Below are 21,595 nucleotides of genomic sequence, written 5' to 3' on the forward strand. Positions count from 1 at the left end.
TTTTTATTGCTCGACACATTTGTTTATTTGCACTTCTAGCTCTGCCAAGATTTCATGCAATGCATGAATGACCTTCGACATGTCTATGGCTTCCCCACGAGTGATCCGGCCATCTGCCATCATTTCTTTGAACAGTGTGTAGATATCCCCGCCGCCCATTCCAAAACTCAGAACTAAATCCGTCAGCGCTGTATCTCGACATTCGGGAATATTCGGCAAGTTAATGGCCACTTTTCCGTGTTGAGCATTCAGTCTTTGCAGAATTCGGTAATCCCCTGTCAGCTCCATAAGTTTTGAAGCCTCAAGCAAGGTGATGTGGTGTGTTTCCGTATTGGGATTCACTTTGCTGTTCAGTACCGCTGGGCTTTTAATGCCCATTCGTGGCGCCAATGCATTCGCTCCACCTTGGTAGTCATGAACAGTGTTGTAAGCAGCATCCAATATGTTCATATCGGTATCCTTTGAACGTGGTTATTGGACACTAAGGAGGTTAGATTTAATTTTTGTTTTGGCTTTACAGGGATTACCAATTTCTAAAATTACTTTCCTTGTAAATTTTTTACTCAATGTAGCTATATGAGTGGCATAGTCCGTTTCACCCGTATATTCAGAACGTGGTAAAGAGTTTTTCTCAATCCACTTATAAACTGAACGATCTGTGATATTCACAGCTATTGCTACTGCCGATACTCCGCCAGCATCGTTAATAATTTCTTTAACAGTGCTCATCACCAAACCATAAATTTGAACTAATAGTTCAACATTAACACGAACTGATAGTTCCTTCAATATTTATTAAGATTGAACCAATGGTTCATAAAGGTTTCCTATGACAACCCAAACAGAGAAAGTAAAAGAAAATTTTGCAAAACGACTTCATACAGCAATGGATGCAGCAGGTTACCCTGTACGTGGAAGAGCACGAGTATTAAGTAAAGCATTCTCAATTTCAGATAAAGGTGCTGGGAAATGGTTAAATGCCGATGCAATTCCTGAGACGTCTAAAATTCCACTGATTTCAAACTTTTTAAATGTAAATTCTGAGTGGTTAATCTCAGGAATGGGTGAAATGAATGCAAACTCAAAAAATATAAAATCCATAGATGACAATATTTCAAAGCCATTACCTATTTCTGGCAAACTAATACCTGTTATATCTTGGGTCCAAGCAGGTGCTTGGACAACGGTTGAAGCAGTACCCGCAGGAACACAGTTTGAAGAGTGGCTACCATCCAATCCTAAATGTGGAAAACATGGCTACGGGTTAGAGGTATCTGGAGAGTCCATGCTTCCAGACTTCCGCCCTGGTGACAAAATATATGTAAATCCTGACTTTCAAATAAGTGATTTAAAAACAGGTGATTTAGTTATCGTTGCCTGTAATAGTGAAACCGAAGCAACATTCAAAAAACTTATCGTTGAAAGTGGCAATATGTATTTACAACCATTAAATCCAAACTGGCCTGAACAAACAATTCCTTTAATTAATGACAGTAGGTTAGTAGGAAAAGTAGTTGGTTTATATCGAGATGTTTAACCATATGTTATTAAAAAATATTTTAAACGATCGACAAAAACTAATAACGTTGCTAACATTAGTTTTGAAATTCTATTTTTGGGGTATGAAATTTTGAATAAGAAGCCAACATTAGTTGACCTCTTCTGTGGCTGTGGGGGATTCGGCTTAGGCGGAGAGTTAGCGGGATTTCATTCAGTTGCAGCTATTGATATTGATCCAACTTTACAATCTGCTTACAAAAACAACTTTCCCAATACTAAAGTCATTAATACAGATTTAACTAAAATCAATGATGTCGATTGGAAAGAAATAACTAATAACATTGAAATTGATGGTGTAATCGGCGGCCCACCGTGCCAAGGTTATAGTCGAATGGGTGCCGGAGATATTAATGATCCTAGACGTAAACTTTTAGATGAGTTTTTTAGGCATGTTAATATTCTATTACCTAAATTTTTTGTAATGGAAAATGTTGAAGGTTTAATGGACCGAAATAATCGCCCACAGCTGGACAAAGCGATATCAATAGTCGATAAACGATATAAAATATTAGATCCAATTATTATTGACGCTTCAAAATGTGGAGCACCTACTACGCGAAAACGTGTGATTGTTATTGGATATGATCCAAAGCGGATGAAAACATTATCAAAAGAAGATTTTGTATTTAATGAGCCTACTACTACCGTAGCAGATGCCATTTCAGATTTATCATCTCCTATTTTACAATCGAAAGATTCTAATGATTTTGGATTCTCACCATATAGATTTAACAACAATTTATCTAAGTATGCTCTCATTATGAGAGAGCAACCTCCTAAAGGGTTAGGTACAAATGAAGCAAAGCTTGAATTAAAATTTCATAACACTTCTGGTTACTTCGAAACCATACATAATGGAAAAGTTAAAGAAAGGTATAAAAGTATTATTCCGGGAAAAACTGATCCAATCAGCCGCTCAAAAAAATTAGCATGGGATGGTTTATGCCCTACATTAAGAGCAGGCACTGGCTCAGATAAAGGGAGTCATCAAGCAGTGAGACCTTTACACCCTGAAGAGGGGCGCGTAATTACTGTTAGAGAAGCAGCTCGACTACAAGGGTTCCCAGACTGGTTTACATTTCATCCAACAAAATGGCACAGCTTTAGAATGATAGGAAATAGTGTCTCTCCAATCGTATCCAATAAAATTCTTACCATTATATATGCGAATCTTGAAAATAAATTACTTAAGAAATCAGCTTAAGGTTTTGAGGAAATTATGACTAAGCAATTAGAACTTAAAATAGGCACTTCTGCAAATTTCATTGAACTAATCCTAACAAAGGATGTTTCAACTTTAGAAGCAATATATGATTTAATTGATAATTCTATTGACGCAGCTAGAAATGATCTTTTTTTAAAAAATAAAAATGAGCTTGATAAGTTTGGATTACCCAAAAGCTATAAAGGCTATGAAGTATATATTGATATTAAAGAAAACTATTTTTCAATTACAGATAATTGTTTTGGAGTTTCAAAAGAATCACTAATTAATAAAACCTTTGTAATTGCTGAACCATCAAATCATGATTATGGTATTGGTCAATATGGCATAGGTTTAAAAAGATCTCTATTAAAAATAGGAAATAAATACAGTTTTAAAATTGATAATGGTCAAGAATGCTATGTTGCCAATTTTGATAATCACAGTTTCGGTATTAAAAAAAATCTTATTGCTGAAATTACTAATTCAACAGGCAAACCCTATACTTTCTTTGCCGTTAGTGAACTTAAAGATGAAGTTAAAAAAGACATACTCAACAAAAAATGGATAGATAAAGCCATCCAAGGGTTACAAGACAGATATTCTATTTATTTTTCAAAAGGATTTAGTGTCAGCCTACGCTATTTAGATAAAGATGTATTACTATCATTAAAAAACAGCATACCAAGTTTAAGGACAGACGGTAAATTTTTACCTAAAACAACTCCTTTAACTTTTGGTGATGTAAATGTAACTATTGAATCTGGAATTCATGAGCAATATTATTTCCCTACTGAAAGTAAATATTCTTTAAGTATTAATAGAAAGCTAACAAATGACTTTGGTATTTACTTTATTTGTAATGACCGCGTGATTGTCAAATCTAGTACTGAACAAAAACATGGCTGGAAAACAAAATGGCACTCTGAATATAATGGTTTTGTGTGTTTAGTTCGTTTCACATCTAAAGATCCTAGTAATTTACCTTGGAATACTGCTAAAAGTGCAATGAGAGAAGATGCTTCCCTCTTTTTAGATGTAATTGAAGAAATTCAGCCTATTGCTGATAATTACCGATCTGAAATTAAGAATCGCTATATAAAAAATAAGGATGTGAAGACAGAAACAGATGCTGGAGCAGATACCGAGTCTGGAACAGATGCTGGAGCAGATACCGAGTCTGGAACAGATGCTGGAGCAGATACCGAGTCTGGAACAGATGCTGGAGCAGATACCGAGTCTGGAACAGATGCTGGAGCAGATACCGAGTCTGGAACAGATGCTGGAGCAGATACCGAGTCTGGAACAGATGCTGGAGCAGATACCGAGTCTGGAACAGATGCTGGAGTTGAAACGGAAACTGAGCGAAAAGAGAAAATACGAAAAGAAAGACTTAAAAAACCTCAGCTAGCCAAGTCAATAGTTGAGTATGAACCATTAGTTAAAATGATCAACAGATTAGATATAGCTAAATTTAATAACTTATATAAGTCTCTTTTGGATATTGATCCACAACAACATACTTTATTAACAATCGTCGGGATTTGGTCATTTCTAGATAGTCTAGCTAGAATAGATAAAGCGTATAGTGGTGACAATTTTAGTGGATATTTTAATGGTAAGCTCCAACATTATCCATTTTCTGATAAAGAAGAAATCAAAGTAATTAAAAAACAATTTGAATGGTTTATGCATGAAGGAAATTTCAACAAACATGATAAAGATTATGCAACCTTAAATGGGATTGATGTTGTTTATAAATTTAATAAATTACAACCCGTAATTGCACACATTATGGAAATGCATACCTTAAAAAGTATTAAGTAAAGCCCATTTCTATAACCATTAAGCCTACAATTTTAGGCTTAATGGTTCTTAAAGATATTATTTTAATTAAAACTTATAGATCTACCGCCAAAACAGAACTATTGGTTCTTGACTAAATTGAACTATTGGTTCATATTTATCTCACAGACAACAAAAAAGCGCACTGACCTGAGAAACCCGTGCGCTTTTACAGAAACCTGCGAGATAAGTATGAACAAAACATTAACCCCTTTCAATAGCCTCAAGGTAACACTTGTCGCTGCAACCGTAACAATCGGTGCATTGGCATTCGCCTACAAACCTCATGCTACCAATACTCAAGCGCTTAACAAAAGCATTCCTGAAGTTACTACCGTCGCTGCAATGGAACTCACTTCCAAAACTTCAGGTAGTGCTGTTATCCGTTTAGATAACTTCACCCTAGACGTAAGCTTTGACTTTGAACCATTTGAAGACAGTTACGGCGTACCCGGTAGTGAATTTGATACGGCTGAAATTACCCAGCTATCTGTAGATCACATCACTGATGAATACGGCAATCCATTCCCCGACTTCACGGACTACAACGACCACCGCAACATCAATGAAATGTTGGTGCAGCACATGATTAAAAACCGTTTGTTGGGAGAAGTGTGATGAATGCCTTACAACAAATCCAGTTAGAACTTAAAGCACCAAAAAGTAAGTACAACAATTTCGGTAAATTTCACTACCGTAGCTGCGAAGATATCCTTGAAGCTGTTAAACCACTACTCCAGGCCACAAACTCCACGTTAATTATCACTGATGAAGTTCAGCAAGTTGGTCCAGTGGTGGTGGTTACTGCCAAAGTAGTTTTTACAGATGCTGAGGGTAAAGAAACTGTTGTCACGGCACATGCTGGAGTGGAAATTGAAAAGAAAGGTATGGATGTAGCACAGACATTTGGTACCTCTAGTTCGTATGCAAGGAAATATGCGCTTAACGGCATGTTCCTAATTGACGACACAAAAGACTATGACACTGATGAATATCATAACCAAGTAAACCAGCAGTCCAACCGAGGCCAATCCAATCAAGGTCAGCAGCGTCAATCAGCTCCGGTAAACACTGCACAGCAAAAGCCGTTAGATCAGCGCTATCAAGATGCGTTGGTATCTATTCGAAATGCGAAGAAGCCTGAAACTTTAGATAAAGCCATTAATACCTTTGGTAATACTAAATTCAACAATCAAATTCGTCAGGCATGTCGTGCTCGTGCGGATCAGATGGATTGGTCGGAAGCGCCTCCACAGCAAAATAATCATCAACAGCAAAGTAATGTTCGACATTAAGGGAGTGAACTATAAATGAATAATATTATTACGAGCTCTCTTGCATATGAAGCACTAATGGCTGGTAAGCATGTTATGTGTCGCCCTGTTGGTGACATGCTAAATTTTAATGACTTGGATCAATTTCCAGCGACAATTTTTGCTAAAGAGGGTTATGAGTTTTGCATCAAAATTGAAACTATAGAAGTTGCAGGCATCACCTTTACTAAACCTCTTAAGCTGGATGAAGTTCAGGTTGGTGATGATATTTATATTGTCCAGGCCAGCGGTGAAATTCATCACTATAAATATGTGGAATGCCATGAAATTTTGAATCAATCAATTGCTCGAGGCTTTGCACAACGTGATTTGGAAAACGCCAAGTTACAAGCCGAAGCTTTTTGTAAGCTATTCGACCGTGAATACCGTACATCGAATGTTATTGATATACCAGAGCAATCTAAAAAACGCACGCGTAAATCTAAAATTGACGAATCAAATAAGGTTCAAACTCAAACAGCAAATGATGTTGAAGAAAAGCCATTTAAGCAATCTGCAGTTGAAGAAATTGAAACTGATCCAGTGAAACTGGTTGAAAAGTTCACAATGCAAATTAATGCATGTAACACCAATGACGCGGTCTTGGCCTTACGACCGGTGTTCATGGCTAATGGTCACTTGGAACGTGAACACACTCAGCACTTGTGTAAATTAACTGAGGACAAGCTACTTGAACTAGATCCTAAGCAATACACCCCTAAGCCAAACCATACGGCTGACAACTTAAGTGTTGAAGAACTTAAAAGTTTGCAGATTGAGGCTGAAAAGTTAGCAGCAGATAAAAAGTTAGCTTGTGATTCAGCTGAGGCTGACTATCAAAATCTTTTAAATGATCTACTAACACGTGCAACAAATGCTCCATCGCCTAGAGAAGCCACCGCCCTTACCGGCTATACACGCAACTGGACTGAAGCACAGCGCAAACCATTGTTGGATGCTATTCATAAGCGCCTCCGTGAGCTTGCACCTACGGAAGCAGAAATAAAGACTCCACCTTCACTGATGGTTCAGATTCAAAATGCACCAGACTTAACGGCATTAAATGCTTTGGAAATTGATGTTTCAGCGCGTAGTCCTGAAATTCAACCAAAATTAATGGACTATGTTAAAAAGCGTCGCTTCGAGCTTGAGAATCAAGTAAGCGAGGCTGCTCAATGAAATTCAAATACTCAACAATCACTCGAATACTGACTGTATACGGAGCAAAAATGACTCACATATTTAACAATGTAGGTGCTGGTGAAATTGAAGAGCTCATCATCGATGCAAAATTTAAGGAAGCTACTTGGAGATAAGGCATGACATTAAGAACATATTCAAAAGCATCAGACGATGAGAAAAATTTGGTCTTAGAGCGGTTTCTGAATGCACATGAAGAACAGCTTTTCCCTCAGGAAGTCGTCGCACTTTATCTTCAATGTTCTCCTTGGACTTTGGCCAAGATGCGCTGTGAAGATCAATCACTTCCGTTTTCAAAGATTGGCCAACGAATTGCCTACAAGAAAAAAGATGTGATGGCTTATCTTGAGTCTAAAACAGTCACGAATACGGCTCAATATTAATACTAAGGCGGGTTATCCCGCCTTTTTCAACTCATCTAATCGACTATTCCATACATTTTCATAATTAAAACAATCAATTTTTTGCTGATAAACGCCTTCAATCATATTCATACATACGCGCAATTCCTCCAATGGGATTTGCACATAGCCACCAGTAACATCTACTCGAGGCTTTGCAGTATGGTTCAGTAGGCGCTTAGTCACATAAATATTAAATCTTAATAAATTGCACAATGTGGCGAACGTCCTTCGGAAGTCATGTGTAGACACATAAAATCCAACCTGATCACCAATTTCTTTTAATGTGCGATCGATAGTCGTTGCATGTATATTCCATGAAGTAGGCAACTTGGTCGCTGGGAATACCCAATCATTTTCCTTAAGCAAAAATCTTGCTTTTAATATTGAAATGAGATGTTCACCTAAAGGTAGTAAATGACTTTTACCATTTTTGGTATTGTTAAATGCGACGGTACCATTTTCTAGATCCACATTATCCCAACGTAAGCTACAAGCCTCTACACGACGACAGCCCGTATACATGACAAATAAAATGATATCTCGGTGGGTGTTACTACGAGCAGTATCTTCTAAGTTCAGCTCATTAAAATAATTCATAACCGCCTGATAATATTTAAAGATTACATCTTTACTGAGGTAACGCTCACGGGGTGCAATTTTATTCCATCCAATCGTTACTGAAATCACATCTACAGGGTTTGATTTGAGAATTGGATTTTCGTTAGTTGAATAAAGTACATGCATATACTTCCAGAGTGTACCAACCAAAGAAACTGCACCATTCGCACTGGATGGACTCACTTCTGTTGCATCTAAAAACTTATTCAGCAATTCGTCTTTGGAAATTTCGAAAATTTTTCGCTCTCTCCAACCCTTCACATACAGATCTATATACTTATTGTATTGCCTTACTGTTTTAGGCTTAAAGGCATTCTTACTTAGATAAATTTCCAGAGCATCACCTACAGTGAGATTCAGTGGATTGAAACCATCCTCATTACTTTTCATTTTATGTTCGTATTGGCCATTATAAATTTGAGCCAAAATGATCTGTGCTTTCTTTCTCGCTCCCGCAGCAGTAATATTTTCTAGAGTGCCAATGACGATTCTATACAATTTATTGTTGAACTTTTTGTCGACAATAAAAGTTTTACTGTTAGGTGTTACCCTTATACAAAAGCCAGTAAGTTCACTGTCACGATAAATTTTTTGCCCTGATGTCGTGAACTCTAATTCATCTACGTATTGCTTATTAATTTTGATGCTCATAGACTTAACCCATCCCGCTAAAAACGAGAATTAAATTATTTTTTGGGAGAGTATACAAATCGTATACATCGGCAATTTTTAATAATTTTAACCGATAATTTTTTAATTTAAGTATTTGTTTTTATTTATTATATTATTTTATGTAAGCCCACAATAGTGCTATAAAAAAAGTAGAATCCACCTAGTTTGGACTGGATTGGAATTGATTGCATCAGGTTGTATTCACTTGTATTTTCAATCACTTAATAAATTTAAAGATTGTATAAGTTTGCACTCATTTGGCTATATCTGTAACTCAATAGTCTACAAATTGCAAAAATATAATTTTTTTGATTTTTTGTAGACTTCTCTAAAAACTCATTAATTTTCACAATTTTATCACTGTTTCTCTCATAAATAAAAAATCACCCGAAGGCGGTCTCTTCCTTACTTCAATAATCTGTATCTTGCATGTGGAAGTGTCTATAGTTCAAACATAAGAAAAGGCCAATCTCTTACGATTAGCCCTTTTCAAAAAACTATTACTTAAGAATACTTTCTAATCTCCTTAGAAGACTTAGAGCAAAGCTCCTAGTCTGCCAAGATTAAGGACTTTATTGTTAATAACGTGTTTAGCGAACTACTTCAACATGCAATTTATAATTAACCGTTCTATTATTACGTGCCGTATTTCTCATTTGATAGATCTGAATCAAATAATTTCCTGATTTTGGCAGCTTGAATTTTCCAGATGTTTCTGTTGTAGATCCAATCACTAAAGCTTCTGCTTTTCCAGGTTTATCACCAGGAGCATATATATTGATTTGGGCTAAATCATGATTGCTTGTCAGCTTATAGCTTAAAGTCTGCCCAGCTTTAGCATTCAAACTATACTGAATATCGTCATAGCCCTTAAATGACCCTGCAACTGTAGTACCTATTGCACCTTTTGCAAACTGAATAGGTTTTACAGGCGTGGCAGATACGCTTAGTGAAACCGCGGACAAAGCTAAGATTATTGAACCTAACAAAGTTATTTTTTTCATCACTGTATACCATTTTAAAACTAGTCATTTTAAATCATGTGAAATTCCAAACATCAACAATGATTTATCATTTATATCGTAAGACGTACGGATATCATGATCAATCCAATCAACAAGATTGGTCTATTTACTTTGGTATGTTATTGATGTGGTTGAGATTTTTTTATTTCACTCTCTAAAACTGGCTTTGTTGCACAAACCTATTGTTAAAGCTTTTTTTAACAATATACTTTCAAAATGAATAAGCTTGCCCCTAAAATTTATCGTATAACCAATTGATCCTCTTATAATCAAGCTTTAATTAACCGAGGCAATATTTCACAATTTAGTTTGATCCAAAGATGCAGTGGTACTGCACAATCACAAGGCAAACAAGGCCGAAATCAAACTTACTCCGATACAGCTATTCAATGCTGTTTAATGATCAAATCTCTCATTCGGCTCTCTCTACAGATGGTTACAGGCTTTGTTCAAAGTCTGATTAAACTTTACGGATTAGACTAGACAGCCCCAAATTACACTACGCTTTGTAGAATGCAAAAGCTTATTAATTTTGCTATTGGCTATCAAAAAAAGTCGTGATGGTCTCCTTCTACTCGTGGACTCTACTGGCTTGAAGTTTTTAGGTGAAGGTGAATGGAAACGAAAGAAACATGGACCTGAATATCGTCGCCAATGGCGTAAGCTTCATTTTGCTATAGATGCAGAAACCCTGCAAATACGTGCAGTACAACTCACCACAAATAATGTCAGTGATTCACAAGCACTAGATGATTTACTTGCTCAAATTCCCCAGAATGAACGAATTGATTCAGTCTATACAGACGGGGCTTATGATACAAAACGATGTCGTCAGGTTATTTCAGATCGTTAAGCGAATGCAGTGATTCCACCCAGAAAAAATGCAAGACATTGGAAAGATACAAAAGTACATTCTCAGGAGATAAATGAATTACTTCGAATAGTTAAACATGTAGGCAGAACACTATGGAAAAAATAGTCAGGCTATCATTGCCGAAGCTTGGTCGAAACCAAGATGCATTGCATCAAATCTTACGAAGCAGTGCTTCTCAGGTGAGAAATTAACGGCAATGAGTTTTCCTAGTCAAGTGAATGAGATCCATGCACGCATAGCCATATTAAATAAATTTACTGAATTAGGCAGACCTCATACCCAAGTTGTAACTTAAATTTTAGCAATTTAGGAGAAATTTACCTTTAAAGGATTTATGCAACAAAGCCCTTTGCATTTACCCACACGAAGCATTCATAATCACTTTATTAATCGGATTAACACTCACCGTAACACGCTCAACACGATAATCCATAGTCACAGGTTGTCCTGGTTTCACTATTCGAACAATTGAAGCTTTTGAAATTTGTTGAATTTGGAGCTCTGTTAAATTTTTTTGACCTATTAAAATCTTAGCTAGCTCAGGCTCACAATTAGTCTGACCCTTTCTGAATAACTCCCACTCATCAACAACACTACCATTCGTAAGTTTACATAACCCAACATCACCTTGAGTTGTATGTTGAATGATTGATTTACCTCCATGTTGCTGACAATACACACTAGCGGGATTAGCTAAAGAAAGATTAGGATTTGATTGAGGCTTGCTCGCGGTACAGCCTACAGAGCCCAATGTAAATACAAAAATGTATAACAATTTTTTCATTATAATTCCTTCTTTAGAATATGCTGCGAAACATTTAAGCAAGCGTGAAATACAATACAACCAACTTAAAATTAAACTACCCTATTTGACCAACATTTATGATTCATATTAAATTTAAAACTTATGAATCGTTATAAAATAATGAAAATCAGTTACATAAAAAAAGGGGAATAATTTCAAATAAAATCAAGTTAAGGCGATTAAATCTCTTGGAATTTGATTATATTTTTTAAACCAATATTTTAAATTGGTTCAACAAAATAGAAATAAATTACTAGAAATATCAAAAAAACAAAAGAAAAGGCAAGATAAGTGCCAGTTGTATTAAAACTTTTGAAAAATTTTAAAAAATCCATTAATTCAACACCAAACAATATAACGAATTAATTATAGTAAATATTCTTGGCTATGTTGATAAAAAAGCGACGAATTTGCAATCAACCACATTAAAAACAATTAAATGATCAAATAATATACTTTTATTTTATTATAAAATAGTTATCGATTAATATACTTATCTTACTATATAAAAAAATAATAAATACTCCCATTTAATAATGAGAGTATTTCTTATTTAACAATTAAATAGCTAAGACTTTAACGATAATCGTTTGTGTATCTTCATTCTCTTCAGCTAAAAATATACGTTTTAATTCTTTGCTTTTCACTTTGAATTGATGGTTTTGATATTGGATCACTGATGGAATTTGATCAAAATACGAACCCTCCGCATCAAGTTCTTCTTGAAAAAGTGGCGTGCCTAATTGATAGTCTAGGCTTTTTAATACTACATATTTAACAATCGTTTTCATTGAAATAAACCCACTTTTGATACGCTCTTTATTTTAAGTTTTAACATCGTTTCTCTTTGGATGAAACCTTTAATTCGTAATTTCGTTTATGGACTAATCAATCAGTTTGTTTTGTTCCTAAAATTCGTACAAACCGTCCAAATTTAATTTGTATCAGCTATTAAGCCGTTATGAATGTTAAAATTAAACTCAAAAATTAAGATTTGATATTACACTTTAGGGGAAGTTCGATGCTTAAACAGTGCTGTGATGCTTTAGAACAAAGAAATTTAACGGTGGCTTTTATTGAAAGTGCCAGTTCAGGATATCTTTGTAGTCAATTTTCTATTTATAAAAATAGTGGTGCAGATATCTTACTTGGTGGACTGATCAGCTATGATCCTTCAATCAAACGAGAAATCCTAAAAGTCAGTCCTAAATTGATTGAGCAATATACAGCTGAATCCCAAGAAGTTACGGAAGCCATGGCCAAACAAGGCAAGTTACTTTTTAGCCATGCAAATTTTGTGGTGGCGTGTACAGGACTACTAAAACCTGGCGGTAGTGCAACTATAGAGAAGCCTGAAGGCACATTTTATATTTCAATTTATTATAATTATCAAATTTTTAATTATGATTATTCTATTTCAGGAACACCTTTAGATCGTTTAAATATATTAACCGAGCACGTTGCTGAAAATATATTAACTTTGTTAAATGCTGGGTAAACGATACACAAAATTCATATTTTATTGTTTATCCAAGCCTATGATAATGTAAATAAATAATATTATAGGAGCGCTAGCTATGCTTTTTCGTCAATTCTCTAGTTTTGCGCTATTTTCAGTACTCTCATGCTCAGTTTTTGCTACGGTTGGCGGACCACAAAATATTGAAGTCCTTGGTTATGACTCCAAGGATCAAAAAATTTATTTGATGCGACATTTTGAAGACGGTCGAGGTCGCTTACCACAACTTTATTATTATCAATTAAATAGCAAAAAACCCACACAGTTAATTACAGTAAGATCGCTTTATATTAATCCGGTAACAAAACGAATTGATTATGACCAAGACAGCACTCAATTTGATAAAAGCATCGCTAATATAAAAAAGCGATTAATTAAGTTGACTCCAATTAGTAATAGTAATGCACAAATTCAACTGATTACAACAATGAATGGCACAGCCAAGTCTTGGTACGATCCCAGTGAGACGATTGATAAATGGAACTATCAATATCAAGTCAAAAGTTTTCAGTATAAAAGTTCAGTTCAATCCGCTGAAACCTATAAAGAAGGTATTAATATTTCTAAAACTTATAAAATCGCACAGCTTCCTTACCGTTTGGTGACTGTAAAATATCTAGGTATTCCATTTGAAACTGGGTATACCGTTGAAGATCCAGTACTTTTATCGAAATAAGAGTCCATTATTTTTGTATAAAAAAAGCCTCCGAAGAGGCTTTTTAAATTTACAGTACTTAAGCGGCTGAACGTTCAGCAATTGGTACAACTTTACGTAACTCAGGGCCTGTATAATCCGCACTTGGACGGATAATACGGTTGTCGGCACGCTGCTCCATCACGTGTGCAGCCCATCCTGTGACACGWCTCATCACAAAGATCGGCGTGAATAACTTAGTTGCAATATCCATGAAGTGATATGCCGATGCATGGAAGAAGTCTGCATTACAGAATAATTTCTTCTCGCGCCACATCACTTCTTCACAGCGTACAGAGACTGGATAAAGTACGGTATCACCTACGTCTTTTGCTAGGCGCTCAGACCAGATTTTGATGATGCCGTTACGTGGGTCATTGTCTTTATAAATCGCATGACCAAAGCCCATGATCTTTTCTTTACGTTCCAATTTGCCGAGCATTTCACGCTCAGCTTCTTCAGGTGACGTCCAGTTTTCGATCATTTCCATCGCAGCTTCGTTCGCACCACCGTGTAATGGACCACGCAGTGAACCAATCGCACCAGTAATACATGAATGCATGTCTGATAGTGTTGAAGCACATACACGCGCTGTAAATGTAGACGCGTTAAACTCATGCTCTGCATACAGAATTAACGATACATTCATCACTTGTTCATGCAATTCATTTGGTTTTTCACCGCGAAGTAAGTGCAGGAATTGCGCACCGATTGAATCATCATCGGTGTTTTCTTCTACACGCACGCCATCGTGGCTGAAACGGTACCAGTAGCAAATAATTGCAGGGAGTGTCGCTAAAATGCGATCGGCTACATCTTGCTGCTCATCAAATGATTTTTCAGTTTCAAGATTACCCAACATTGAAACGCCTGTACGCATCACATCCATAGGGTGTGAGTCAGCAGGAATGCGCTCAAGTACTTCTTTCAATGCCTGTGGCAATTGACGTAGTGATTTCAGCTTGGCTTTATAAGCTTTGAGTTGTTCTGTCGTTGGTAATTCACCAAAGAAAATCAGGTACGCAACTTCTTCAAATTGGCAATTTTCCGCCAAGTCTTGAACGTCATAACCACGATAGGTTAAGCCCGCACCACTTTTGCCTACAGTTGACAATGCTGTTTTACCTGCAACTTGTCCGCGCAATCCTGCGCCCGTGAGTACTTTTCCTTCAGCCATTTTTATTTTCCTTCAGTGAAGAGTTTATCTAATGTGTTTTCAAATGTGTGGTAATCAAGGAATTGATAGAGTTCTTTGCGTTGCTGCATTTTGTCTAATACATTTACTTGTGTACCATCATTGCGAATTGCATGCATCACTTCTAATGCTGCTTTTTGCATTGCACGTGTCGCTGACAATGGATATAGCACCATCGAAATGCCTTGTTCACCTAATTCTTCTTTGGTGTAATACGGGGTATCGCCAAATTCGGTAATGTTGGCCAATACGGGTACACCAACCGCATCGCATACTGTTTTATACATGGTGATATCGGTCATCGCTTCAGCAAAAATCGCATCAGCACCTGCTTCTACGCATGCACATGCACGATCAATCACTGCTTGCAGACCTTCTTTTTGCAAAGCATCTGTACGTGCCATTACAACAAAATTTGAGTCAGTCTTTGCATCTACCGCAGATTTAATACGGTCAACCATTTCTTGTTGTGAAACGATTTCTTTATTTGGACGGTGACCACATCGTTTTTGTGCCACTTGGTCTTCAATATGTACGGCTGCCGCGCCAGCTGCAATCATTTGTTTCACAGAACGTGCAATGTTAAACGCACCACCCCAACCAGTATCAATATCCACTAAAAGTGGCGTATCAACACGCTCAGTAATACGACGCACATCTTCAAGTACATTGTCTAGACTGGTCATACCCAAGTCAGGTAAACCGTATGAATAGTTCGCAACACCTGCACCAGATAAATAAATTGCTTTATAGCCAACTTCTTTGGCCATCATCGCGGCATAGGCATTTACCGTCCCAATGATTTGTAATGGTTTTTCTACTTCCAGTGCTTGTCTAAATCTTAAGCCTGCAGATGTTTGTTGTGTCATATTCCTTTCCATGAATATCAGTTGTGAATGTTAAATCGTTAGGCAACAACGTTGTTCAATAAAATTGAACCATACGTTTCACGTAAGTCTTTCTTTAAAATTTTTCCAGTCCCGCCCACAGGAATTGTATCTACAAAAATCACTTTGTCAGGAATTTGCCATTTGGCGATTTTATTTGAATAGAAGTCCAATATTTCTGTTTCAGAAATGCTGCTTTCAATTAATTTTTTCGCAATTAAAATTGGTCGCTCATCCCACTTTGGATGTGTCGCAGCAATCACGGCAACCATCTCTAATTCTGGATGTGCAATCGCAATATTTTCTAGCTCGACAGAAGAAATCCACTCTCCACCAGATTTAATTAAATCCTTAGAGCGGTCGCAGATCTGCATATAACCATCTTCATTAAGTGTGGCGATATCACCTGTATCAAACCAGCCATCTTCCGTCAGACTATGCTTAAATGCATCAAAGTAAGATTCTACAATCCAGTGACCTTTAATCTGTAAATGCCCTGATAAATGACCATCACGCGCTGACTCGACTGTACCCATTTCATCCTGACAAACGCGTACGCTGACACCATACGGCGGACGACCTTGAGCAAAGCGAAGCTTAAATTTGTCAGACGCATTAAGTTCAATATGTTTTGCTTTCAATTGATTGACGACACCCAAAGGACTGGTTTCCGTCATGCCCCACGCGTGAATCGTTTCACAATTAAAGTCATCTTTAAATGCTTTCAGCATAGACGGCGGACAAGCTGCACCGCCGACAATATTGCGGACCAAACTTTCAAGTTTGCTGCCAGACTGATAAGCTGCATTTAACAGCCCTTGCCAAATGGTCGGCACACCTAAAGCATTGGTGACTTTATATTGATCTATTAAATTAACCAAACTTTCGCCATCTAGCATTGGCCCCGGTAAAACCATACTGCATCCCACCATTGCCGCAGAATATGGCGTACCCCAAGCATTCACATGGAACATTGGGACCACTGGCATAATTCGATCTTGTGCCGAAAAATGAAACGAGTCCGGTAGACTAGCTGCATAGCTATGTAAAACTGTTGAACGGTGGCTATACAAAACCCCTTTCGGATTTCCTGTGGTTCCAGAGGTATAGCACAGAGAACTGGCCTTGGTTTCATCCAGATCTGGCCATTCAAAGACATCACTCTGCTTTGCAATTAAATCGTCATAAAATAAGACTTCTGGGAAGGCGCGATGAATTTCTTCATTATATGCATCGAGACAAATGTATTCTTCTACAGATAAAAGCGAGTCCTTAATAGATAACACTAAATTTAAAAATGTTTTATCGAAAATCAATACCTTATCATTGGCATCATTTACAATGTATTTATGCTGTTCAGGGAATAATCTTGGATTAATCGTATGACAAACTAAACCGCTGCCTGAGATCCCATACCAAGTCTCTATATGGCGATGGTTATTCCATGCGATCGTAGCAACACGATCACTGACCGTTAAGCCAAAAGACTGAAGAACATTTGCAAAACGTTTTGAATTTTTTGCAATTTCCCCCCAATTCGTTTCAGTTATGGAGCCATCTGTATTTTTAGAAATAATTGCGGTATCGGCATGATACTGCGCGGCATGCTCAATAAGGCTACTAATTAGCAGTGGCTGAAACATCATATTTCCGATCATCTAAAACATCCCTATTCACATTGTTTAGACTAATTTATTGGTATCCTTAGACTGCTATTTGGCGGTCATCTGCCCCTTAAATTACCCAGTTTTGTGTTCCTCCATTTATCTTTTCACGACAAATCCTTATCATTTGGACACACAATGGAGATAAAATGTACAATTCATGCAATAAAAAACCGAGATCAAATCAATAATCTCGGCAGAATAAACAGCACAGCAGTTTCATGAATTAAAAATTCATTTTAAACACTAGAGATGCAAAATCACGGTCGTCTAATACGCTGAATTCATTTGAGCCAAAGAAATTGGTATATGACAATTCAGCAGTATATTTTTGTTGATAGGTAGCAGAAACACCTGCGCTTATTGCAATTTGATCTTCTTGAAAATTTGGTCCATAGCCTTTGACATCATGTCTAAATACTAAACTTGGACTCACAATAGTTTGCGGTAGCGCATCATTGTAATTTAACGCCGCTCTTAAGCGGTAACCTGCTGACCATTCCTCAAAGAAACCTTTATCATTACAATATTTTTTATTCAAATTACGAACCTCTTCATCTGATAAATCCCCCGTATTAGGTGCAATACAATAGGTATTTACATCATTTGGATCATAAGCTCCTGTCGTGAGTCCGCTACGCCCAAATGCACCGCTTCGTCCAAAATGATACTTATCAGTATCACCAATATGGTTTACGCCTAATTCACCAACTAAGGACAATGTACTTGCGCCCAATACATTTGGAATATTAGTCGCAGCACCTAGTGTAAACTGAGTCACTGGAACTCGTGCATAACCATTAATCCGTTCCCCTAATTCAAGCGTCTCCCCCGGTGCTGTCAGTGGCGTGTCATTAAATAAAGCTTGAGCATAGACCATATCGGTACTGTTAAAATGCAGTGGCATATCTGGCTTGTAATTTAACTCACTGAAATAAGCGACTTTCCCAACTTTTCCAGTCAGACTCAGCCCGTACATTTTGATGTCTTCGGGATATACCGAAAGAATGCGCGCAGTATGATAATTTTGAGCACCGGGCGCAGTGACAACTATGCCGTCAAAATGCATCATACGGCTATGATAATTAGCAAAATATGCACCAAGCTCGGCATTATTCAACTGCGGGATAATTTGCTTAATTGCTACACCATATTGACCGCTGTCTTTGGCATATTCACTGGCTAAACGGGATACTGTAAAATCCAAAGGACCATTAATCGCTTCATCCGTTGTAAAACCAGGCCCACCAATTAATAAAGGCCCGCAGTTTTCAGCAAATACATCCGAAATTTCAAAGAATGTACCGCAGCCATCAATGACAGATGGACGAAACTTGAACTGATAAAAACCTTCTACTTTAAGTTTGTCATTTAATGCTAATGAAAAAGAAAACATTTCTACAGGGATAATACGCTCCTTTGCCTCACCACCAGGCCGATTCATTGCTGCATAATCCACAGCATTTACTGAATTAATTCCGTTTTGGAAAAATTGAGATTTCCCCCAATTCAAGGCATGCTTCCCTAGCTTCAGTTCTAAATTTTTTGAATTATCAAAACTAAAGTTTTTCCAAATATAGGCATCCCACAAATCAATACCTTTAAATTTTGCCAAACGTGGCCAAGTTGAATCATCAAAAGAAGTGAAGTCACCTCGCCCTGTTTCATATGCATGGTCATACCAGTATTTTGCGCTCAAAACCGCACCTTGCTGCTGTCCATTTAAACGAAATTCAGTTAGGCCTTTAACTATTTGTGAAATTGCATCGCCTTTTTCAAAGTTTAAACGCCCATTATCCCCATTAATATCAATACTTGTTCCCTCTTTACCAATACTCGATGCATCAGGACGATACAATAAAGCTGAGTCAGCATCCTGTGTGCTCCAGCTATGACCAAAACTAAGATTCGTTTTAGTTTCTAATTTCCATTGCTCATTTAAATCAAAACTTTTGGCGGAAGCCGTAGACACCACTGCTGCTGTACACATCAACATACCTGCTCGCTGTACAGATAATGCTAATTTTTTTTGAGTACATACACGCTTCTTATAACCGTTCATATCATTTCCTTATCGATATGTTAAAAATGGATTTGTTTTATTGTTCAGCTTGGTCATCATTGGACGCAGCTTTGTTTAAAATCGATGAGTTGAAAATACCGCTTTATAAAAATGTATCCGCTGAAAAAATGTGCTAAGCAGATTGCATGCTGTCTCTATAACTTTGATCGAGTTTTAGAATTAACTCTTCCGCCAAAGGCCAGTCACCATAACCAGATGCAGGGTTTAAATGTCCTACCGCGCCTGCATTGACCAAATCACTGCCCCATAAAGCTGCCAAATAGGCCACAGATTCGAAACTCGCGAGATGATCATTGGTACTTGCCACGACGATGCTCGGAAAAGACAGCTTTTCTTGCGGTAATGGGTCCCAACCTTCTTCACGTAATGATTCTGAACTTGGATAATTTTCTGGCCACTTTTGTGACAAGTCTGGCGGAGCCACCAATAATGCACCTTGGATATTCGCCTGATGTTTAAATGCCCAATGAACGGTCATGAGCACACCTGCGCTATGTGCAACCAAAATGACAGGTCCCTGTATTTTCTTTAACTCGGCTTCTATACGTGCCACGCGATTCGCACAGTTCAACTTATTTGTTTCTGCTGGTTCAACCGTTCGTACTTTTTGCAATTTAGTGGATAAATGTGTTTGCCAATGTTCCTCTACGTGATCACGTAAACCGGGGATAATCAGTACTGTTGAATTTGTGAATAGTTTTGCCATAAATACACCCTAAGCAAGCTGTTTAATCAGAACGAGTTGGTATAGCTTTCATATTCACAATAAATTGCTGCTTAATTATGCAGTTGACTTGAGACGTCACAGGCTTTTCATTTGACGACAAAAACTCGAAATCGATTTCATAGATTTCAATAAGTTTTGCAGAAATACTGCGTTCTAAACCTGCTCCACCAATGGCATGCTTTCGCTATATACCTTTCTCTACTTTTCGTCAGCGCTTAATTTCGCTATAACTGAAGTCTGACCAGGAAGGTTCAAATAAGAAAGGGAGATGCTCAGTGGTTCCACTAGCCCATACTGCTGTCCTGAAAAACTATATGGATATCAGTCAGCAATTTAATCTGAATCCTTACCATTTACTGTCTGATGCAGGCATATACCCTGCGCAACTCAAAGACAGTAAACAGCGAATCTCTGTTGATAAAGCAATTCAATTGCTTGAACTGTCTGCCTTAAATAGCCACTGCGATACTTTTGGCTTACTCATGGCGGAACAGCGGCAGCTTGCAGACTTTGGCGAATTGAGTTTATTGCTCAGTTATCAGCACACCTTACGTGATGCTTTACAGACCATTGTCCGATATCGCAATGTGATTAACAGTGCATTAGAAATGCACATCGAAGAAATTGATGGTACGGTTATTATCCGTGTAGAGGTTATTGCAGGTTCAATTCAGTATAGTCGTCAGGCAATTGAACTCGCTGTTGGTATTACCCACCGTTTTTGCGCAGCTTTACTGTCACAAAAATGGCGTCCTCTGGCTGTGCATTTTACTCATGAAGCACCACGTGATCTGAGTGTTCATCAACGCATATTCGGCTGCTCCTTAGAATTTGGCAGTGAATTCAATGGTATAGTCTGTACGACTGCTGAATTAGATAAAGCTAATCCGCATGCAGACAAAGGGATGGCAAATCATGCTCAGCGCTACTTAGATATTGATATTCTGCAAAATGAAAATGAATCATCGATCATTTTTGATATCCGCAAAAGTATTTATCTGCTTTTACCAATGGGACGTGCAACCATCGACCAAGTTGCCATAACCCATGGCATAAATGTCAGAACTTTACAACGTCGTTTAGAAGCGGCTGAAACCAGTTTTAGTATCTTAATTAATGAAGTACGAAAAACCTTAGTCTTCAGATATTTAAAAAACCTCAATTACTCATTGGGTCAAGTTTCTGATATTTTGGGTTACTCAATGCCAAGCTCATTTACCCGTTGGTTTATCAGTCAGTTTGGTATTTCTCCAACGACTTGGCGCAACAATCACATCGGCCATTAAATACAAACTTCTAAATAATA

The 21,595-nt window shown here is 37.4% G+C and carries 21 protein-coding genes and 1 pseudogene; 11 read left to right on the plus strand and 11 right to left on the minus strand.

The genetic code is table 11. The annotated features are described in order from the left end of the window. Nucleotides 1-3 precede the first annotated feature (3 nt). Both B9T33_RS02380 and B9T33_RS02385 read right to left on the minus strand, forming a co-directional pair. Entirely contained in the window at nt 4-450 is a 447-nt protein-coding gene (locus B9T33_RS02380; protein WP_086177366.1) for a phage regulatory CII family protein, read from the minus strand. 21 nt (nt 451-471) lie between these two features. Then, entirely contained in the window at nt 472-729 is a 258-nt protein-coding gene (locus B9T33_RS02385) for a hypothetical protein (protein WP_086177601.1), read from the minus strand. A 100-nt stretch (nt 730-829) separates the two neighbouring features. On the opposite strand from B9T33_RS02385, the gene B9T33_RS02390 reads away from it, so the two are divergent. The 7 genes from B9T33_RS02390 to B9T33_RS02420 all read left to right on the plus strand — a co-directional run bounded on the left by B9T33_RS02390 (nt 830) and on the right by B9T33_RS02420 (nt 7,505). Next, nucleotides 830-1,537 carry a LexA family protein gene (locus tag B9T33_RS02390; RefSeq protein ID WP_143223989.1) on the plus strand — a complete coding sequence of 236 codons (708 nt, stop codon included), beginning with the start codon at nt 830-832 and terminating at the stop codon, nt 1,535-1,537. 93 nt (nt 1,538-1,630) lie between these two features. Next, complete coding sequence (locus tag B9T33_RS02395; protein WP_086177603.1) at nt 1,631-2,764, plus strand: DNA cytosine methyltransferase; 1,134 nt, start codon at nt 1,631-1,633, stop codon at nt 2,762-2,764. Between the two features lie 15 nt (nt 2,765-2,779). Beyond that, on the plus strand, nt 2,780-4,591 hold the full coding sequence (locus B9T33_RS02400; RefSeq protein ID WP_086177367.1) for an ATP-binding protein: 1,812 nt from the start codon (nt 2,780-2,782) through the stop codon (nt 4,589-4,591). A gap of 282 nt (nt 4,592-4,873) precedes the next feature. Then, nucleotides 4,874-5,227 (plus strand): hypothetical protein, encoded by a 354-nt coding sequence (locus tag B9T33_RS02405; protein WP_228145766.1) that lies wholly within the window; start codon nt 4,874-4,876, stop codon nt 5,225-5,227. Next, a complete protein-coding gene (locus tag B9T33_RS02410) occupies nt 5,227-5,904 on the plus strand; it encodes an ERF family protein (protein WP_086177369.1) in 678 nt (225 codons plus the stop codon). The genes B9T33_RS02405 and B9T33_RS02410 overlap by 1 nt, the downstream gene beginning before the upstream one ends. Before the next feature lie 15 nt (nt 5,905-5,919). Further along, nucleotides 5,920-7,101 carry a hypothetical protein gene (locus B9T33_RS02415; protein WP_086177370.1) on the plus strand — a complete coding sequence of 394 codons (1,182 nt, stop codon included), beginning with the start codon at nt 5,920-5,922 and terminating at the stop codon, nt 7,099-7,101. A 140-nt stretch (nt 7,102-7,241) separates the two neighbouring features. Then, on the plus strand, nt 7,242-7,505 hold the full coding sequence (locus tag B9T33_RS02420) for a helix-turn-helix domain-containing protein (RefSeq protein ID WP_086177371.1): 264 nt from the start codon (nt 7,242-7,244) through the stop codon (nt 7,503-7,505). 12 nt (nt 7,506-7,517) lie between these two features. On the opposite strand, the gene B9T33_RS02425 is transcribed toward B9T33_RS02420, so the two are convergent. Continuing rightward, complete coding sequence (locus B9T33_RS02425) at nt 7,518-8,789, minus strand: tyrosine-type recombinase/integrase (RefSeq protein WP_086177604.1); 1,272 nt, start codon at nt 8,787-8,789, stop codon at nt 7,518-7,520. A 617-nt stretch (nt 8,790-9,406) separates the two neighbouring features. Further along, on the minus strand, nt 9,407-9,820 hold the full coding sequence (locus B9T33_RS02430; RefSeq protein WP_086177372.1) for a DNA breaking-rejoining protein: 414 nt from the start codon (nt 9,818-9,820) through the stop codon (nt 9,407-9,409). A 237-nt stretch (nt 9,821-10,057) separates the two neighbouring features. Between B9T33_RS02430 and B9T33_RS02435 the strand changes: the two are divergent. Continuing rightward, a pseudogene (locus tag B9T33_RS02435) lies at nt 10,058-11,010 on the plus strand (IS5 family transposase). A gap of 60 nt (nt 11,011-11,070) precedes the next feature. On the opposite strand, the gene B9T33_RS02440 reads toward B9T33_RS02435, so the two are convergent. Then, nucleotides 11,071-11,499, minus strand: coding sequence for an I78 family peptidase inhibitor (locus B9T33_RS02440; RefSeq protein ID WP_086177373.1), 429 nt, complete (start codon nt 11,497-11,499; stop codon nt 11,071-11,073). Between the two features lie 581 nt (nt 11,500-12,080). Continuing rightward, nucleotides 12,081-12,311 (minus strand): hypothetical protein, encoded by a 231-nt coding sequence (locus B9T33_RS02450; RefSeq protein ID WP_086177375.1) that lies wholly within the window; start codon nt 12,309-12,311, stop codon nt 12,081-12,083. A gap of 230 nt (nt 12,312-12,541) precedes the next feature. Here B9T33_RS02450 and B9T33_RS02455 point away from each other — a divergent pair, with 230 nt between their 5' ends. Beyond that, nucleotides 12,542-13,018 (plus strand): CinA family protein, encoded by a 477-nt coding sequence (locus B9T33_RS02455; protein WP_086177376.1) that lies wholly within the window; start codon nt 12,542-12,544, stop codon nt 13,016-13,018. Between the two features lie 79 nt (nt 13,019-13,097). Next, entirely contained in the window at nt 13,098-13,715 is a 618-nt protein-coding gene (locus B9T33_RS02460) for an aminotransferase (protein WP_086177377.1), read from the plus strand. Nucleotides 13,716-13,773: 58 nt separating this feature from the next. Here the strand turns inward: B9T33_RS02460 and prpC are convergent, their stop codons facing one another. From prpC to B9T33_RS02485, 5 genes are all read right to left on the minus strand, one after another. Further along, complete coding sequence (prpC, locus tag B9T33_RS02465) at nt 13,774-14,910, minus strand: 2-methylcitrate synthase (protein ID WP_086177378.1); 1,137 nt, start codon at nt 14,908-14,910, stop codon at nt 13,774-13,776. A 2-nt stretch (nt 14,911-14,912) separates the two neighbouring features. Next, nucleotides 14,913-15,797: a methylisocitrate lyase gene (gene prpB / locus B9T33_RS02470; protein ID WP_086177379.1), complete on the minus strand. Its 885-nt coding sequence runs from the start codon at nt 15,795-15,797 to the stop codon at nt 14,913-14,915. 38 nt (nt 15,798-15,835) lie between these two features. Next, entirely contained in the window at nt 15,836-17,473 is a 1,638-nt protein-coding gene (locus B9T33_RS02475) for a long-chain fatty acid--CoA ligase (protein WP_086177380.1), read from the minus strand. A gap of 232 nt (nt 17,474-17,705) precedes the next feature. Then, nucleotides 17,706-19,541: a DUF1302 domain-containing protein gene (locus B9T33_RS02480; protein WP_086177381.1), complete on the minus strand. Its 1,836-nt coding sequence runs from the start codon at nt 19,539-19,541 to the stop codon at nt 17,706-17,708. Between the two features lie 133 nt (nt 19,542-19,674). Further along, the gene (locus tag B9T33_RS02485) at nt 19,675-20,268 is read right to left on the minus strand and encodes an RBBP9/YdeN family alpha/beta hydrolase (protein WP_086177382.1); all 594 of its coding nucleotides are present in this window, start codon (nt 20,266-20,268) and stop codon (nt 19,675-19,677) included. 296 nt (nt 20,269-20,564) lie between these two features. Between B9T33_RS02485 and B9T33_RS02490 the strand changes: the two genes are divergently transcribed. Beyond that, complete coding sequence (locus tag B9T33_RS02490; RefSeq protein WP_086177383.1) at nt 20,565-21,575, plus strand: AraC family transcriptional regulator; 1,011 nt, start codon at nt 20,565-20,567, stop codon at nt 21,573-21,575. Nucleotides 21,576-21,595: the final 20 nt, after the last annotated feature.

Origin of the sequence: Acinetobacter sp. ANC 5054 (assembly GCF_002135295.1) — a bacterium.
GTDB lineage: Bacteria > Pseudomonadota > Gammaproteobacteria > Pseudomonadales > Moraxellaceae > Acinetobacter.

Bases quoted from the DNA above. Each gene is read 5' to 3' on its own strand.
- B9T33_RS02380 (WP_086177366.1), bottom strand. From the start codon at position 450: ATGAACATATTGGATGCTGCTTACAACACTGTTCATGACTACCAAGGT.
- B9T33_RS02385 (WP_086177601.1), bottom strand. From the start codon at position 729: ATGAGCACTGTTAAAGAAATTATTAACGATGCTGGCGGAGTATCGGCA.
- B9T33_RS02390 (WP_143223989.1), top strand. From the start codon at position 830: ATGACAACCCAAACAGAGAAAGTAAAAGAAAATTTTGCAAAACGACTT.
- B9T33_RS02400 (WP_086177367.1), top strand. From the start codon at position 2,780: ATGACTAAGCAATTAGAACTTAAAATAGGCACTTCTGCAAATTTCATT.
- B9T33_RS02410 (WP_086177369.1), top strand. From the start codon at position 5,227: ATGAATGCCTTACAACAAATCCAGTTAGAACTTAAAGCACCAAAAAGT.
- B9T33_RS02415 (WP_086177370.1), top strand. From the start codon at position 5,920: ATGAATAATATTATTACGAGCTCTCTTGCATATGAAGCACTAATGGCT.
- B9T33_RS02420 (WP_086177371.1), top strand. From the start codon at position 7,242: ATGACATTAAGAACATATTCAAAAGCATCAGACGATGAGAAAAATTTG.
- B9T33_RS02430 (WP_086177372.1), bottom strand. From the start codon at position 9,820: ATGAAAAAAATAACTTTGTTAGGTTCAATAATCTTAGCTTTGTCCGCG.
- B9T33_RS02440 (WP_086177373.1), bottom strand. From the start codon at position 11,499: ATGAAAAAATTGTTATACATTTTTGTATTTACATTGGGCTCTGTAGGC.
- B9T33_RS02450 (WP_086177375.1), bottom strand. From the start codon at position 12,311: ATGAAAACGATTGTTAAATATGTAGTATTAAAAAGCCTAGACTATCAA.
- B9T33_RS02455 (WP_086177376.1), top strand. From the start codon at position 12,542: ATGCTTAAACAGTGCTGTGATGCTTTAGAACAAAGAAATTTAACGGTG.
- B9T33_RS02460 (WP_086177377.1), top strand. From the start codon at position 13,098: ATGCTTTTTCGTCAATTCTCTAGTTTTGCGCTATTTTCAGTACTCTCA.
- prpB (WP_086177379.1), bottom strand. From the start codon at position 15,797: ATGACACAACAAACATCTGCAGGCTTAAGATTTAGACAAGCACTGGAA.
- B9T33_RS02475 (WP_086177380.1), bottom strand. From the start codon at position 17,473: ATGATCGGAAATATGATGTTTCAGCCACTGCTAATTAGTAGCCTTATT.
- B9T33_RS02480 (WP_086177381.1), bottom strand. From the start codon at position 19,541: ATGAACGGTTATAAGAAGCGTGTATGTACTCAAAAAAAATTAGCATTA.
- B9T33_RS02485 (WP_086177382.1), bottom strand. From the start codon at position 20,268: ATGGCAAAACTATTCACAAATTCAACAGTACTGATTATCCCCGGTTTA.